Annotated in this window: 9 protein-coding genes and 4 pseudogenes; 6 read left to right on the forward strand and 7 right to left on the reverse strand. The window is 56.6% G+C overall.

Features of this window, described 5'->3' with window-relative positions; genetic code table 11:
* Positions 1–195 precede the first annotated feature (195 nt).
* The gene (locus tag ACZ1HE_RS12985) at positions 196–522 is read left to right on the forward strand and encodes a hypothetical protein (protein ID WP_472621394.1); all 327 of its coding nucleotides are present in this window, start codon (positions 196–198) and stop codon (positions 520–522) included.
* A gap of 95 nt (positions 523–617) precedes the next feature.
* On the opposite strand, the gene ACZ1HE_RS12990 is transcribed toward ACZ1HE_RS12985, so the two are convergent.
* From ACZ1HE_RS12990 to ACZ1HE_RS13000, 3 genes are all read right to left on the reverse strand, one after another.
* A complete protein-coding gene (locus ACZ1HE_RS12990) occupies positions 618–1,580 on the reverse strand; it encodes a DUF3179 domain-containing protein (RefSeq protein WP_472621396.1) in 963 nt (320 codons plus the stop codon).
* A 123-nt stretch (positions 1,581–1,703) separates the two neighbouring features.
* The gene (locus ACZ1HE_RS12995) at positions 1,704–2,249 is read right to left on the reverse strand and encodes a peptidylprolyl isomerase (RefSeq protein WP_472621398.1); all 546 of its coding nucleotides are present in this window, start codon (positions 2,247–2,249) and stop codon (positions 1,704–1,706) included.
* Positions 2,242–2,748 carry a peptidylprolyl isomerase gene (locus ACZ1HE_RS13000; RefSeq protein WP_472621400.1) on the reverse strand — a complete coding sequence of 169 codons (507 nt, stop codon included), beginning with the start codon at positions 2,746–2,748 and terminating at the stop codon, positions 2,242–2,244. The genes ACZ1HE_RS12995 and ACZ1HE_RS13000 overlap by 8 nt, the downstream gene beginning before the upstream one ends.
* A 133-nt stretch (positions 2,749–2,881) precedes the next feature.
* Here ACZ1HE_RS13000 and ACZ1HE_RS13005 point away from each other — a divergent pair.
* The 5 genes and pseudogenes from ACZ1HE_RS13005 (at position 2,882) to ACZ1HE_RS13025 (ending at position 8,795) form a co-directional block, all read left to right on the forward strand.
* A pseudogene (locus ACZ1HE_RS13005) lies at positions 2,882–4,089 on the forward strand (phosphoglycerate kinase).
* Positions 4,090–4,224: 135 nt separating this feature from the next.
* Positions 4,225–4,524 (forward strand): FtsB family cell division protein, encoded by a 300-nt coding sequence (locus ACZ1HE_RS13010; RefSeq protein ID WP_472621402.1) that lies wholly within the window; start codon positions 4,225–4,227, stop codon positions 4,522–4,524.
* A gap of 317 nt (positions 4,525–4,841) precedes the next feature.
* Positions 4,842–5,829: pseudogene (gene pdhA, locus ACZ1HE_RS13015) on the forward strand (pyruvate dehydrogenase (acetyl-transferring) E1 component subunit alpha).
* Between the two features lie 14 nt (positions 5,830–5,843).
* Entirely contained in the window at positions 5,844–7,223 is a 1,380-nt protein-coding gene (locus tag ACZ1HE_RS13020) for a pyruvate dehydrogenase complex E1 component subunit beta (RefSeq protein WP_472621404.1), read from the forward strand.
* A gap of 266 nt (positions 7,224–7,489) precedes the next feature.
* Positions 7,490–8,795 (forward strand): annotated as a pseudogene (locus tag ACZ1HE_RS13025) (pyruvate dehydrogenase complex dihydrolipoamide acetyltransferase).
* Between the two features lie 70 nt (positions 8,796–8,865).
* Here ACZ1HE_RS13025 and cysE read toward each other — a convergent pair.
* The 4 genes and pseudogenes from cysE to ACZ1HE_RS13045 form a co-directional block, all read right to left on the reverse strand.
* Positions 8,866–9,678, reverse strand: a complete 813-nt coding sequence (gene cysE, locus ACZ1HE_RS13030) for a serine O-acetyltransferase (RefSeq protein ID WP_472621406.1) — start codon at positions 9,676–9,678, stop codon at positions 8,866–8,868.
* A 193-nt stretch (positions 9,679–9,871) separates the two neighbouring features.
* Positions 9,872–13,802, reverse strand: a pseudogene (locus tag ACZ1HE_RS13035) (baseplate multidomain protein megatron).
* Complete coding sequence (locus ACZ1HE_RS13040; protein ID WP_472621408.1) at positions 13,802–14,245, reverse strand: NlpC/P60 family protein; 444 nt, start codon at positions 14,243–14,245, stop codon at positions 13,802–13,804. Before ACZ1HE_RS13040 ends, ACZ1HE_RS13035 begins: the two are co-directional and overlap by 1 nt.
* Complete coding sequence (locus ACZ1HE_RS13045) at positions 14,242–15,120, reverse strand: DUF2163 domain-containing protein (protein ID WP_472621410.1); 879 nt, start codon at positions 15,118–15,120, stop codon at positions 14,242–14,244. The genes ACZ1HE_RS13040 and ACZ1HE_RS13045 overlap by 4 nt, the downstream gene beginning before the upstream one ends.
* Between the last annotated feature and the right edge of the window lie 5 nt (positions 15,121–15,125).

Genomic DNA, 15,125 nt, shown 5'->3' on the forward strand with positions numbered 1-15,125 from the left:
CGCGCTAACGCGCCGACAAGACGCTGAACGCCAACGCAGGGTATCCCCCGGCGTTGGCGTTTTCTTTTGGAGGGAAGTTTTTTAGGGCAATTCCAGACTTAAGCTCTTTAACCTTTAACGTTTTTTCGCAACATCTCCTTCGAACCTCTGTCCGTGATCTACGCAACAGCAGGTTTGCAAATGTAGGAAAGAACAATGAAACGTATTTTACTGACAGCTGCGGTTGCGGCGCTCACCTTTGGCACAATCGCCCAGGCTGAAGACCTTGAATTTCTGCTCATCAACGACTCCAGCGCGGACATGACCGGCTTCAACGTTAGCCCCGCTTCATCTGATGAATGGGACGAGAACCTGCTCGAGGGCGGATACCTGGCACCTGACTATGAAATCGGTGTGGTGATCGCAGACGGGCTGAACACCTGCGTTTATGACATTCGAGGGCAGTTCTCGGATGGGACCGCCTTCGAGGACTTTGGTCTCGATCTGTGTGACATGGGGTCTTACACTTTTACTGACGAATAGACCTAACTCGGCTCATTCGACCTCAAATGAGTAAACCAACGCGTTAAAACCCATGGATTCAACGCGTTGGGCAATTGCGATTTACCGTTTTCCACTTAGCGGCCCAGCATCCACTGACCATCAGGCCAAAAAGCGTGAAACGCAAATGCGAACATGACGTCATGAGGCAGATCGCGTCCCTCCTCGTCCGTCACACGTATGCTGCCCACATCTTTGCCACGTGCAATGCGGCCCGTGTCCAGAGCCGAAGCTTGTCCCGCCTTCCAGATGAGCCTTACCCCCGCCTCCTGTACGTCGGGCGTGTCTCGCAGGCGCGATACAGGCCAGGCTCGGCCACCTACCCGAACAACACGTGCAAGCGCCGGAATGCCATGGGGTGGCACTTCTCCGGAATAGAGGAACGGACGTTTCAAGCTGTCGTACCCTTCGTAGGGGTTTCGGCCGTAGGATCGATTGTAGCTCGGCTCGACCATCACCAACCCTTGCGGATTGCGAGCCTTGAATTCTGACCAGCTTTCCATCCAGCTTGGCAACGCCTGCAATTTGGTGCCGGTCAACTCCCCTACGATAGCTTCACCAATGGCCTGCTGCCACCAGCTTTGGGTTTCGCGATCATACATCACCATGTCCGAGTGACGTAGCTTGCCCGAAACGCCAAAAGAAAGCACCCGCCCTTGGACGCGCCGATCAAATGTGATCCCTGAATTGCAAAGCGGACAAAACGTCACCGCCACCGGAATGCCGCCAACGGTGTCATTCACAATCTCATGCCACATGAGATAGCGAATTGGATAGGCCCGTGGCTGGGCCCCGTCTATTTCCACTGTAATCACAGGCTCGCGGCCCTTGATCCGGCGTTCATCGTCTGCTCGCAGGAAGCTTGGGTTGCTAAGCGCTGGAATGCCATCCTTGGGCGGGCCGCCTGACAGGATTTCTCCCCAGTTCTTGATGCTGCTGCGCGAGAAATCAGTGTCGGGCCATTCGCTGCGCCAGAACTCAGGGTTAGCCAATACGGAGGTGGCGACCAGAAAAAAGAGGAAAGCAAGCAGTCCGCGCATGAGTCACACCTTTGAAGTGTTTCGACACGGAAAGTCTGCAAGCACGAAGCGGGACTGGATAGTCCCCAACACGCAGATTTGACCAAAGGTGCGGTGTCCCAGTGTGGGACACCGCTAAAAGCATCACTCGGTCACGGTGACCTTTTTCATGACATCCGGCTGACCGATCACAGCACCATTCTGGCCCGTACCCAGTTTGATCTGATCAACCACGTCCATGCCACCGGTGACCTTACCCACAACGGTGTATTGCCCGTTCAGAAAGTGGCCCGGATCGAACATGATAAAAAACTGTGAGTTGGCCGAGTTCGGGTTCTGCGAACGCGCCATTCCCACGACACCGCGATCAAACGGGATGTCCGAGAATTCGGCGGGCAGGTCCGGACGGCTGGAGCCACCACGACCCGCAGCGGCCATATTACCACCCAGTTTTCCGAACTCGACATCGCCTGTCTGCGCCATAAAGCCGTCGATCACGCGGTGGAACACCACGCCATCATACTGACCGTCGGCGGCCAGAGCCGCGATCTGTTCCACATGCTTGGGAGCCACATCTTCCAGCAGGTCGATGGTGATCGTGCCGTTGGCTTCGCCTTCGACTTCGATCTGCAAACCTGTAGCCAGCGCAGGGCTGGCCATCAGCGCAAAGACAGCTGCCAGCTTATGCATCTGCGGCAACCTTGACGCTGATCATGCGGTCGGGGCTTGCAGGCGGCTCGCCGCGCACGATGGCGTCGACATGCTCCATACCTTCGATGACACGGCCGTAAACAGTGTATTGGCCGTTCAGGAAGTGGTTGTCCTTGAAATTGATGAAGAACTGCGAATTGGCGCTGTCGGGGTTGGCCGAACGTGCCGCGCCCAAGGTGCCACGGTCATGCGGCAGTTTCGAGAACTCGGCCGGAACGTTGGGCATCGAGGAACCACCGGTTCCTGCCATACGCAGGTTGAACCCATCTTCCATGTCGCCGTGTTGCACGTCGCCGGTCTGCGCCATGAAGCCATCGATCACACGGTGAAAGGCAACGTTGTCATATTCACCTGCGCGCGCCAATTCCTTCATCCGCTCGGCGTGCTTGGGTGCCACATCTGCCAGCAGCTCGATAACGACATTGCCGCCCTTCAGCTCGACGATGACGGTGTTTTCTGGATCCTTGATCTCGGCCATTGGGCCCTCCTGTAGCAAGTTGTTGAGCGAATACCTAAGCGCCCCCTGCCCGAATGCCAAGTCACGCATTGACCTGAGGCCCGATTCCGGGGAAAGAGCAGCGAAGTTTTGTTGATTTTGAACGGAGCAGATGATGGCCTGGAAAACACTCGACGACATGGATCTGAGCGGCAAACGCGTTTTGGTGCGCGTGGACATCAACGTGCCGATCGTGGACGGGGTTGTGACTGACTCGACCCGCATCCGCCGCATCGCACCCACAGTACGCGACATCCTGGCCGCCGGAGGCCGTCCGATCCTGCTTGCGCACTTTGGTCGCCCTGGTGGCGAGCGCCGTGAGAACCTATCGCTGAACCAGCTGCTGCCAACGCTGGAACGTGCGTTCGAAACCAAAGTGCTGTTCGCTGCTGATTGTGTAGGCACCGAGGCCGAACTGGCCGCCGAACAAATGCAGCCAGGAGAAGTTCTTCTGCTGGAAAACACCCGTTTTCACGCCTCGGAAACCAAGAACGACCCGGACCTGGCTGCAGGCATGGCTAGGCTGGGCGACGTCTACTGCAATGACGCTTTCTCGGCGGCTCACCGCGCGCATTCCTCGACCGAAGCTCTGGCACGTCTGCTACCAGCCTGTGCCTAGCCGTTTGATGCAAGCCGAGCTTGAAGCTCTGGAAAGCGCGCTTGGTCAGCCTGAACGCCCGGTGACAGCAGTTGTGGGCGGGGCCAAGGTGTCGACCAAGCTGGAACTGTTGAGCAATCTGATCGAAAAGGTGGATTACCTGGTGATCGGTGGCGGCATGGCCAACACTTTTCTGGTCGCTAAAGGCCTGAATGTAGGTAAGTCGCTGGCTGAACGTATCATGAAAGACACCGCTGCCGAGATCATCGCCAAAGCGGAAACTCTGGGTTGTCAGATCATCTTGCCATCGGACATCGTTGTGGCCGAGACCTTTGCAAGTCACGCGCCCCATCAGGTATTGCCTGCGGATAAGTGCCCCGACGAGGGCATGATCCTGGACGCAGGACCCGACAGCGTCTCGCGCATTACCGAGATCTTCGACCAAAGCAAGACCGTGATCTGGAACGGCCCTTTGGGGGCCTTTGAGCTCGAACCTTTTGATGCCGCGACAAACGCTGCTGCTCTCAAGGCTGCCGCAATGACCCGCGCGGGGCAACTGATATCGGTTGCAGGGGGCGGTGATACCGTCGCCGCGTTGAACGCTTCAGGTGCGGCTGGTGATTTCTCTTACATCTCGACTGCGGGGGGCATTCCTGGAATGGATGGAAGGTAAGGTCCTGCCCGGCGTAGCCGCTTTGGAAGCTGCCGCAGTAGATCAGAAATAACACGCTGTTACCGTTTGAAAACAAAGTGAATCCTCAGTCAATTTGGGGATTCACAAGGTGATCTCGACTGTGCCATAGTGCAGCTAGACGCCCGTTAAGGGTGCTGGCGGCAGTTTTTTAAAGGCAGTAATCGGCGTGACACGATCCAACAGACCCAGCTTTGGCGCCCTGCTCTTTTTTGCCGTGACCTTTGCCTTGGGCACGTATTTCACCTTTGCCGCCGTGCAAGGCGATTTCGGACTGTTTCGCCGGGCCGAGATTGCCGCTGAAGCTGACATGCTTGCTCGTGATCTCGATTTGCTCAACGCCGAAATCGAAGAGATGGGCAATCTGACCCTGCGTTTGTCTGACAGCTATCTGGACCTTGATCTGCTTGATCAACAAGCGCGGTCAGTCTTGGGCTTGCTGCGAGCCGACGAAATCGTCATTCGCTGAGCTCTCACAACGCCCGACTATTCAAGGTACACGCCCTCAAGAAGCCAGAGGCGGGTGAACCTCCCTCATAGTTTAGGCCAATGCAGGTCTTCCATTCATTCTGCAGGCGGCCAGCAGCCTTGCAATGATACGTTTGGTTAGAAGTATCCCGTTTTTGGAGCATCGGTTAACCAAGTGCCCGAAAATCGCATCGGGCGATTTAAGCAAAACTTGGCGCGATGTTACCCCGCGTCACAATTTTACTCGCCTTGCCGTGGGAAATGCTCTATTAGATAGTTTAACGCTAAACTATCTTGCCGGAAGGGGAGATCGCCACGATGGCCGCGCGAAAAAGTACAAAAAAACCAAACGTTTCCGCTGAAGAACTTTTACACTACTACAAGGAAATGTTGCTGATCCGCCGATTCGAAGAAAAGGCAGGGCAACTTTATGGCATGGGCCTGATCGGTGGGTTCTGTCACCTTTACATCGGGCAAGAGGCCGTTGTTGTGGGCCTCGAGGCTGCTGCCGAAGAAGGCGACAAGCGTATCACATCCTATCGTGATCACGGCCACATGTTGGCTTGCGGCATGGACCCTGGCGGCGTCATGGCCGAGCTGACAGGTCGCGAGGGTGGCCTGTCCAAGGGTAAAGGCGGCTCTATGCACATGTTCTCGAAAGAGAAGCATTTCTACGGCGGCCACGGTATCGTAGGCGCGCAGGTTCCCTTGGGGGCTTACCGCCTTTGCTGACAAGTACAAGGGCAACGGACGTGTGACTTTCACCTATTTTGGGGATGGCGCCGCGAACCAGGGCCAGGTGTACGAGGCGTTCAATATGGCCGCCATCTGGGATCTTCCGGTGATTTTCGTGATTGAGAATAACCAATACGCCATGGGCACTGCGCAGACGCGTTCAACATCGACACCCGACATTTACACCCGTGGAGAGGCATTCGGCATCCCCGGCGAGGCAGTCGACGGCATGAACGTGCTGGCGGTCAAGGAAGCTGGCGAAAAGGCCGTGGCGCACTGCCGCGCAGGCAAAGGCCCCTACATCCTTGAGATCAAGACCTATCGCTATCGTGGTCACTCCATGTCGGACCCGGCGAAATACCGGACCCGCGAAGAGGTACAGAAAATGCGCGAAGAGCGTGACCCGATCGAACAGGTCCGTTCGATGTTGCTGACCGGCAAGCACGCCAGCGAAGATGACCTCAAGGCCATCGACAAGGAAATCAAGGACGTGGTGAACGCGGCCGCCGATTTCGCCAAGGAAAGCCCCGAGCCCGCTGTTGAAGAGCTCTGGACTGACATTTACGCCTGAGGGGAAAGATAGACATGGCAACCGAAATTCTCATGCCCGCCCTGTCGCCGACCATGGAGGAAGGCACGCTGGCCAAATGGCTGGTCAAAGAGGGCGACACCGTATCCTCGGGCGATATCATGGCCGAGATCGAAACTGACAAAGCCACGATGGAATTCGAGGCGGTGGACGAAGGCACCATCGGCAAGATCCTGGTGACTGAAGGCACCGAAGGGGTCAAGGTGAACACCCCCATCGCCGTCCTACTTGAAGAAGGCGAAAGCGCCGACGCCATCGTTGGTGCGCCAGCGGCCGCCGCCGCGGGCAACGATGCCGCGCCTGTCGCGGTTGAGGCGCCCGCCCCTGCCCCAGCGGTTGCAGCTCCCGCTGCACCCCAGGTTGATCTGACCCCAGATTGGCCCGAAGGCACTGAAATGAAACAGCAGACCGTACGCGAAGCGCTACGCGACGCCATGGCCGAAGAGATGCGCCGCGACGAAGACGTCTATTTGATGGGCGAAGAAGTCGCAGAATATCAAGGTGCCTACAAAGTGTCTCAAGGCATGCTGGACGAGTTCGGACCCAAGCGCGTCATCGACACGCCGATCACCGAGCACGGCTTTGCAGGTATCGCCACAGGTTCGGCCATGGCCGGTCTGCGCCCGATCGTTGAATTCATGACGTTCAACTTTGCGATGCAGGCCATCGACCACATCCTGAATTCTGCCGCCAAGACGCTCTATATGTCCGGCGGTCAGATGGGTGCGCCCATGGTCTTCCGCGGTCCCAACGGCGCCGCCGCCCGCGTGGGTGCGCAACACAGCCAGGACTATGCCGCCTGGTACATGCAGATCCCTGGTTTGAAGGTCGTCATGCCTTACTCGGCCTCGGACGCCAAAGGTCTGATGAAAACCGCCATCCGCGACAACAACCCTGTGGTCTTCCTGGAAAACGAAATCCTCTATGGTCGCTCGTTCGACGTGCCAGTCATGGATGATTTCACAGTTCCCTTCGGCAAGGCCCGCATCTGGCGCGAGGGTACGGATGTGACCATCGTCTCCTTCGGCATCGGCTTGCAGTATGCTCTGGAAGCGGCTGACAAACTTGCCGAAGAAGGCATCTCAGCCGAAGTCATCGACCTGCGCACACTGCGTCCGATGGACACCGGCTCGATCATCAACTCGGTGATGAAAACCAACCGCCTCGTTACCGTCGAAGAAGGCTGGCCCCAAGGATCCGTCGGCAGCTACATCTCTTCTGTCGTGATGCAGGAAGCGTTCGATTACCTAGACGCGCCTGTTATCAATCTCACCGGCAAAGATGTCCCGATGCCTTATGCCGCCAACCTGGAAAAGCTGGCGCTGGTGACCACGGACGAGGTAATCGCAGCGGTCAAGCAAGTGACCTACCGCTGAACGGATGGAGGTTCGGGGTCGTGATCCAGGAACCGAATGTTACCACGTCACCCACGAAGTGGATGGACGTAAAGTGACAGCTCTGGTTCCTGAACGACTGGCCGCCGACCTCCGCCTTTTCGGCTCCAGGCCCTCCCATCAGATGGCATACGTCTGGATGGCCGAGAACAAAAACAAGATCGAAGCCGCAATTGCCAAACTGGCACGCGGCAAGGGGGCTCCCCGGCCCCCATTTGACCAAATCACATTGATTGAGGAGCGCTGACATGCCCACCGAAATCCTGATGCCTGCCCTCTCCCCCACGATGGAGGAAGGCACCCTGGCCAAATGGCTCGTCAAGGAAGGCGACACCGTTGCCTCGGGCGACCTGCTGGCCGAGATTGAAACCGACAAGGCGACGATGGAATTCGAAGCCGTCGACGAAGGCGTCGTTGGCAAGATCCTGGTCGCTGAAGGCACCGAAGGCGTCAAGGTCAACACCCTGATCGCCATCCTGCTCGAAGACGGCGAAAGCGCGGACGATATCGGCGCAACGCCAGCGGCTGCTCCCGCAGCCGCCGCGGGCAACGAGGTGGCCCCCGCAGGGGGCTCCGAGGCGCCCGCCCCTGCGACCAGCCCGGCTCCGGCGGCGCCGGTCAAAGCCGACGGTGGCCGTGTATTCGCATCGCCTTTGGCGCGCCGCATCGCTGCCCAAAAAGGCCTGGATCTGGCGCAGATCGCAGGTTCCGGCCCGCATGGCCGCATCGTCAAGGCGGACGTCGAAGGGGCCACGGCAACGGCTCCAGCCCCGGCTGCCGCCGCTGCGCCCACAGCCGCACCTGCCGCCGCCCCGGCCACGGGCCCCTCGGCTGATATGGTCGCCCGCATGTACGAGGGTCGCGAGTACGAGGAAATCAAACTCGACGGCATGCGCAAGACCATCGCCGCACGCCTGTCCGAAGCCAAGCAGACCATCCCGCATTTCTACCTGCGCCGCGACATCCAACTGGATGCGCTGCTCAAGTTTCGCGGCCAGCTCAACAAACAGCTCGAAGGGCGCGGCATCAAGCTCAGCGTCAACGACTTTATCATCAAAGCCGTAGCCAACGCCCTGCAACAGGTTCCGGAATGCAACGCCGTCTGGGCCGGTGACCGAGTGCTGCAACTGAAACCTTCGGACGTGGCTGTTGCCGTCGCCATTGAGGGCGGTCTTTTCACCCCCGTCCTGCAGGATGCTGACACCAAGTCACTCTCGGCGCTCTCGACCGAAATGAAGGATCTGGCTTAGCCGTGCACGCGAGCGCAAACTGGCTCCGCATGAATATCAAGGCGGCACCTTCGCCATCTCGAATCTGGGTATGTTCGGCATCGACAACTTCGACGCCATCGTGAACCCGCCACATGCAGGCATCCTGGCCGTCGGCACAGGCGTCAAAAAACCGGTTGTGGGCACGGATGGCGAGCTGACCGTGGCCACCGTCATGTCGGTCACCATGTCGGTCGATCACCGCGTTATCGACGGCGCACTTGGGGCGAACCTGCTCAAAGCCATCGTCGAAAACCTTGAAAACCCAATGATGATGCTGGCCTAAGGCCATCATCTAGACACGAAAAAAGGGGCGGCCTGATTTCTCAGGCCGCCCCTTTTTTCTTGGAATGCACTTAACCCGCGTCAGGTCCCAGCATGTGGTCCATGCTGACGGAGGGTTGTTCGCAGCCAGCCTCGCCCACGATCTTGGCCGGGATGCCCGCCACGGTCTTACACGGCGGCACCTCTGACAGCACGACCGAGCCTGCGGCGATGCGGCTGCAATGACCAACACGGATATTTCCCAAAACCTTAGCTCCAGCGCCGATCAACACGCCGTCTTCGATCTTGGGATGGCGGTCTTCTTCTTCCTTGCCGGTTCCGCCAAGCGTAACGGAATGTAGCATCGAGACATTGTCACCCACCACGGCGGTTTCACCGATAACGATGGAATGGGCATGGTCAATCATGATGCCGCGACCGATTCGGGCACCGGGATGAATGTCGATGCCAAAAATCTCGGATATCCGCATCTGAAAGAAATAAGCCAGGTCCTTTTTGCCCTGTGTCCACAGCCAATGGCCGACGCGATACCCCTGCATCGCCTGGTACCCTTTAAAGTAAAGGATTGGCTGCAGCAGGCGATAGCAGGCTGGGTCGCGCTCATACACAGCAACTAGGTCGGCACGCGCCGCCTCGACCAAATCCGGGTTCTCCTGATAGGCTGTATCCGCAATTTCTCGCAGTACAACCATCGACATCTCGTTCGAGGCCAGCTTAGCCGCGATACGGTATGACAGAGCCTTCTCCAGCGATTTGTGATGCAGGATACAGGCATGAACCAACCCGCCCATCAGAGGCTCTGAACGAACGGCATCCTGGGCTTCGGTGGTAATCTGATTCCAAACCGGATCGACCGTCGAAATCTGTGCGCGTGTTTCTACCATGGCTCGATGTCCTAGCGTTTAGCGAGACACCTTATGTAACGTAGAAACACCCCAGCGCAAAGGGATCGCCCATGAAAATTCTTGAACGTGCTGATCACACAACTGAAAGTATGAACAATATTTTCGCCGTACATTCACTGGAATGACCTGGTGGCAAACCAAACCGTCTGCCACCAGGAGTATTCGTTCTGACCTAGCCGTTGACGACCTTTCGAGCCGCCAAACCCGGGCCGAATCTGGCTGATATCTGTGCAACTTCAACAATATAGGGCACCGATACCCCATCGCTTGCCTGAGCCGTAGCTGCGTAGCTCCAACTAGGAGTGTTCACCACCTCCTCGCGAACAACCTGCTGTCCAATGAGAATGCGCACCAGATAAGCTTCACTTTCTTCACCCAAGGGCACGTCGATTCCTGACCAGTCATCACCTTCTATTCGCGTACGTCGGATCCAACTGATGTCGCAGCTTCCGTTCGGCGCTTGGCTGACAGTCAAATGTACTGGCGAATAGGGTCGCAACCCATTTCCATCGAATGCTTCAATCCGATGAACATAGGTGGGATCTTCGTAGCCACGTCGAGCAGGTCCGATACGGTAGTGCCTTGCGAGCCTGCGTTGCGCAGACTTGAGAGGTATCTGAACCACATGTTCATCTAGTAACACAACGACCGAACCCGCGGGCCAAGTCTCGGGCATCGCAGCATCAGTTCCTGCCTGTCCTCTCAAACGGTTCGACAGCAGATACGTATTGGGCGCGACCAGATCAGCTGACTGAAACTGAAACAGCTCCCAGTTGCCGCTGCTTCCATCACCAATTGCACACAAATTGGCGCCATTTAGAACGGCTTCAGTCGGCTTGCTCTCAAATGCACCGGTGATCAGTTTGACCTGAAGTGACTGACCACGGTCCCATACTCCGGCCGCTGCTCGGATCAATTCTGTTTCCGTGGTACCAATCACAGAACGCGTCGCGATGATCTCGTCCAAGGCGTAATTGTTATCGCTGTCCGATGAATATAGTGCCGCCGTCCCCGGCCAAGGGTTCGCTGTCACCGCCAGATGGGGGGCGTGCGGCACCTCATCCCCTGTGAGCAATGGCAAGTCCAGAAACTGCGGGAACACAGGGAGCGGTGGGACAAACTCTTTGACACCCGGCAGATCATCCAGCATTTCCACCGGTTCGTAGAGTTTTGGTTCCGTTCGAACAGCTTCGATCATCTGGCGATCGGATTGCTCAACACGGTCAATTCTGTACAGCCCTGGTTCACCGCCCGACGGGCCGTTCAATGCCACAACGTCCCCGGCTCCCAGGTCCAGCTTGGACAGCGGCAAGCCGAAGCGCACTCTATCGCGAGACACTCTCGCTTCTGCCAGCCAACGTTCTACTGTTTGGCGCCCATCCGCCCGAGACATAGCCAACGGAATCTCGCTTGCCGCTACAGCATGGGTCGAATCATCAGAAAGAACTGCCTCTTCAGACACTGCATCATGATCTGCTCCGGCCTGAATGAACCGAAGGCGAACACGGCCGGTCATTTCTGCTTCTGCATCTCGAGTGTGTTCTATGGCGCCGGACAGGTTGTCTGATAAGGCAAAGTCATCCATCGACAATTCAACTGCCGTTTTCTGCCCTCTGGTTACAAATTGCAGAACACCATCGCGGTCAACTGCATCAAAGCCGTATTTTAACATCAACGGCTGCAAAGCCGAACGGGCATCCCCGACTTGATCGATGCTGTATCCATGCACAGTTCCATACAGCGCACTGACGTCGAAAGCCTTCAATCCGGCCTTTCGGCAAATCTCGGCGACCACTGAAGCCAGCGTTCGCCCTCCACTTCGACCATTCAGCCAATGTCCCCGTGCGTAGTTTTCGCCGTCACTCCAAAGATCGCGCTTGTTAGGAAATGCTGGAAATGGACGGGCATCCCACGACCAGGCAAACGCATTGTCCATATCGATCATATGGCCATCATACTCCGATGAAACCGGATTACTCTTAGGGTCGGCCCAATGCCCAATAAACGCCTTTAGATACTGATGTTGTATCAGGTCGTCTCGGAAGCCTTTTGAAAAATAAGGCAAACTGGATTCCGAAGACTTCGGGTCGAGAAATTTGTTGGGTTGGTTGGTGCCCTTGTCGACAGCGCCGCATCCAAATTCCGTGAACCAGATCGGCTTTGACATCGGGACCCAAGGTGATGCTTCCGTTTGCCGTTCACCTTCAATCCGATCATGGTGTGCATTGGACCACCATCCACGCAGGTCCTTGTAACGCCAGATCCAATGTTCCTGATGTGCCTCGTCCTTGATCTCAGTTCGAATTTGCGCAGCCCGAGCTTCGGCCGAATGGTAGTACCAATCGTATCCCTCGCCGCCCTCAACATTGCTTTGCAAATAAGCTTCTTCATAGATGCTTTTCCATCCAGCCGACGCGTCAAGATGATCCTCTTCATCACGCCAATCCGACAGGGGCATGTAGTTGTCGATGCCAATAAAGTCGATGTCAGGGTCTGCCCACAACGGGTCTAGATGAAAATACCGGCTACCTTTTTCAAAGCTGGGACTATAGCCAAAGTATTCTGACCAATCTGCCGCATACCCTATCTTGGTTTCGCCGCCGAGAAGCAGACGCACCTGACCCGTTAGTGTCTTGAGAGCATCCACCATCGGAAAACCTGTCGCGCCCCGAATTTGGGTCAGGCCACGTAATTCCGATCCGACACAGAAGGAATCAACCCCTCCTGCTGCTGTACACAGGGCCGCGTAATGAAGAATGAAACGGCTGAAGCTCCACTCTTCAGGGCCAGTGTATGTGACGACACCATCCCCAACTACAAAATCTGAGGCTTGCACGGTTCCGACAAATGCAGCGACTTCAGCATCTGCAACAGATGTTTTATCCGGGCTCCCGTCCATTCCCGGCGCTGAACTGAGAGTGATCCGCCCGCGCCATGGCAAGCTGGGTTGTGCGTCATTTTCACTCCAAGGATCAGGCAAGGTATTTCCCTGTAATTGATCCATCAGGATGAAGGGGTAAAACATCACCCGCTTTCCGCGATCCTTCAGATGCTTGATCGATTCCACGACAGATGCGTCTGCAGGTGTGGCTCCGTACACAGGGCGATCATCGACCTTAGGCACTTCGCTGGCTGCAGAGCGTGAGAGGCCGGAAACCGACCATGGCATATTGACACCCTCAATGGTCTTCTTGCCCACCTTGGGCTCCAAAACACATTCACCGCACCGAAGATCGTTACCAAACCAAGAGACAACCAACGATGTCGCGTCGCATTGCGGTAGTTCCCCCTCCAAAGCGTCGATCGACGTCACAAAATCACTCTTGCCCGACGGTGAGTTCACGTTGGCAGCCCATGTACTGCCAGGACCATCGGAATAATTGATCTGCGATGTCGCCAAAGCATACTCCCCGGTGCACTGGGATCACCGCCACACCCTTAAGTGCTTGGGCGACAGTGTTCTCAAAACCAGGCTGGTCCGGCTGATCCAGTCGTACCACTTCAAACGAAAACTGCGGGACGCGATTGCCGAAAGGCTCAAGCGGTAAGTCTTCCATAACCACATAGGCCGTACCACGATAAGCCGGAACCTGACCGGCGCCCTCGATTGCTTCGATCACCGGATCTGGCAACTGATCAGCAGACCCCGGATAAACCCGTATGTTCAGATCTTGCAAGGCGACCTCTTCACCATCGGCCCAAACCCGACCGATCGAAGAAATTTCACCCTCGCAAACTGCCACGGCCAAGGACACCGTATAGCTGAATTTTGTTGTTGCGGGTTTCGGCCGAGCACCTTTACCACCGCCGTAAGTCTCTGAGCTTTCTTTGAAATCCGAAGCCCAAATCACTTGCCCACCGGTTCTTACACGCCCGAACACGCCCGAGATCGCCGCACCCTCGCCTGTTTGGGTCAGGCGAAAACGGTCCACGCGGCCGGTTTCGACCGCGTCACTTCCACTGCCCAGAAGGCGCTGATCGATTACACGACCAGCGGTGGCTCCGACGGCTCTACCGACAACTGCCGATGCCAACCCAGCGACTGTTCCCCCAACCGAGCCGCCAATCGCGGCTCCGGCCGCAGAAAATAGAATTGTCGCCATCAGTTAACCTCCAAAGGAAATTCAAAACGCGATGCCAACCTTCTGGCCCATGGAAGGCTAAGTTGGCTTTCAACAACACCGTGTCCGGTGTAAGCGTGCACAAAGCGACACGGGGAAACCGCTGTTGCGATACCCACATGCTTGGCTACAGATCTGTCACGCATCCGGAACAAAAGGACTTGCCCTGGTTCGATTGCACAACCTTCAGCATCGAGCAGGTGGCGACAGGCCGCAGCCCACAATCGCTCTTCTTGTTGCGGCTCTGACCAATCCATCGAATAGGCGGGAACTTGTTCCGGCTCGGCTCCAAAAAGCTCTCGCCAAACACCTCGAACCAGTCCAAGGCAATCACTACCGGCCCCCTTTGTCGACGCTTGATGCACGTATGGCGTGCCTACCCAGGACAGCGCAGCTTTGACGATCTTCTTCTGCTCAGGTGTCACCGTAGGCTCCCACCGCTGTTGGCGCCCGATTGCTTGGGAACAGCCATAACCCAATCCTCTGAAGGAATGTCGGGAAACCCCTGAAAATTCACCACATTATTGAATTTCAGACGGCAAGTTTCCATGCGCTTATCGCACCCGGCCAAAAGCCTGACCCTATCCCCGACCTTAAGCCCGCCCCGGATTGGTTCCCACATGTGGATCTCGCGTGACCCCTCATTGATAACGTCGCGCTTGATCAAAGCTCCAAGCCCATTGGCCGAGCCGGTCAAGACTGATATTTGTCCCCTCTCGAACCAACCGTGCTCGAACCCCGACAATTCAGGCCAGACAAGTACCAGATTGTTGTCGATGGTCTCTACGTCCAAATCGACCGAGTATCCCGGAGTATCCCTAGCGAACCGACAAGTCCCATCCCCCAAAACCGCTGTACACGGTTTTTGAAAAATTCGGCCTGTCGGCTGGTTCAATGCTTCGGTCAACCCGCGCAGTTCGGCCTGAAAGGCGTTACCTGACCTGCGAAGTTCCCCGATTGTCCCGCGAAATTGTAGCCAACGCATATCAGGATCAGCCCAATTTACGAGCCATGCCATGACCTCGGCTCCATCAAAGCGGCCTGCTTCTATGTCTTCGGCTTTCACTGATACGTCGCTGAACGCACCCAAGGCCTCTGTATTGTCTACTGACAATCCGGTGCTTTGCTCTACTGCAAGAGCAGTCAGTCCAGTATCGGCCCGAAATACGATACCGTCGAACGTTAGATTCCGATCATGGTCCGTAAACCCATGTTTCTGACCATCTGCTCGATGAATGCACCAGCATCGAGCCAGAGTGGTCAATCCGGACTGAAGGTGAGCTTTGAATTGAATATCCATCGGTC

The sequence above is a fragment of the Falsiruegeria sp. JB4-1 genome, from assembly GCF_055693495.1.

Bases quoted from the DNA above. Each gene is read 5' to 3' on its own strand.
- ACZ1HE_RS13000 (WP_472621400.1), bottom strand. From the start codon at position 2,748: ATGGCCGAGATCAAGGATCCAGAAAACACCGTCATCGTCGAGCTGAAG.
- ACZ1HE_RS12985 (WP_472621394.1), top strand. From the start codon at position 196: ATGAAACGTATTTTACTGACAGCTGCGGTTGCGGCGCTCACCTTTGGC.
- ACZ1HE_RS13020 (WP_472621404.1), top strand. From the start codon at position 5,844: ATGGCAACCGAAATTCTCATGCCCGCCCTGTCGCCGACCATGGAGGAA.
- cysE (WP_472621406.1), bottom strand. From the start codon at position 9,678: ATGGTAGAAACACGCGCACAGATTTCGACGGTCGATCCGGTTTGGAAT.
- ACZ1HE_RS12990 (WP_472621396.1), bottom strand. From the start codon at position 1,580: ATGCGCGGACTGCTTGCTTTCCTCTTTTTTCTGGTCGCCACCTCCGTA.
- ACZ1HE_RS13045 (WP_472621410.1), bottom strand. From the start codon at position 15,120: ATGGATATTCAATTCAAAGCTCACCTTCAGTCCGGATTGACCACTCTG.
- ACZ1HE_RS12995 (WP_472621398.1), bottom strand. From the start codon at position 2,249: ATGCATAAGCTGGCAGCTGTCTTTGCGCTGATGGCCAGCCCTGCGCTG.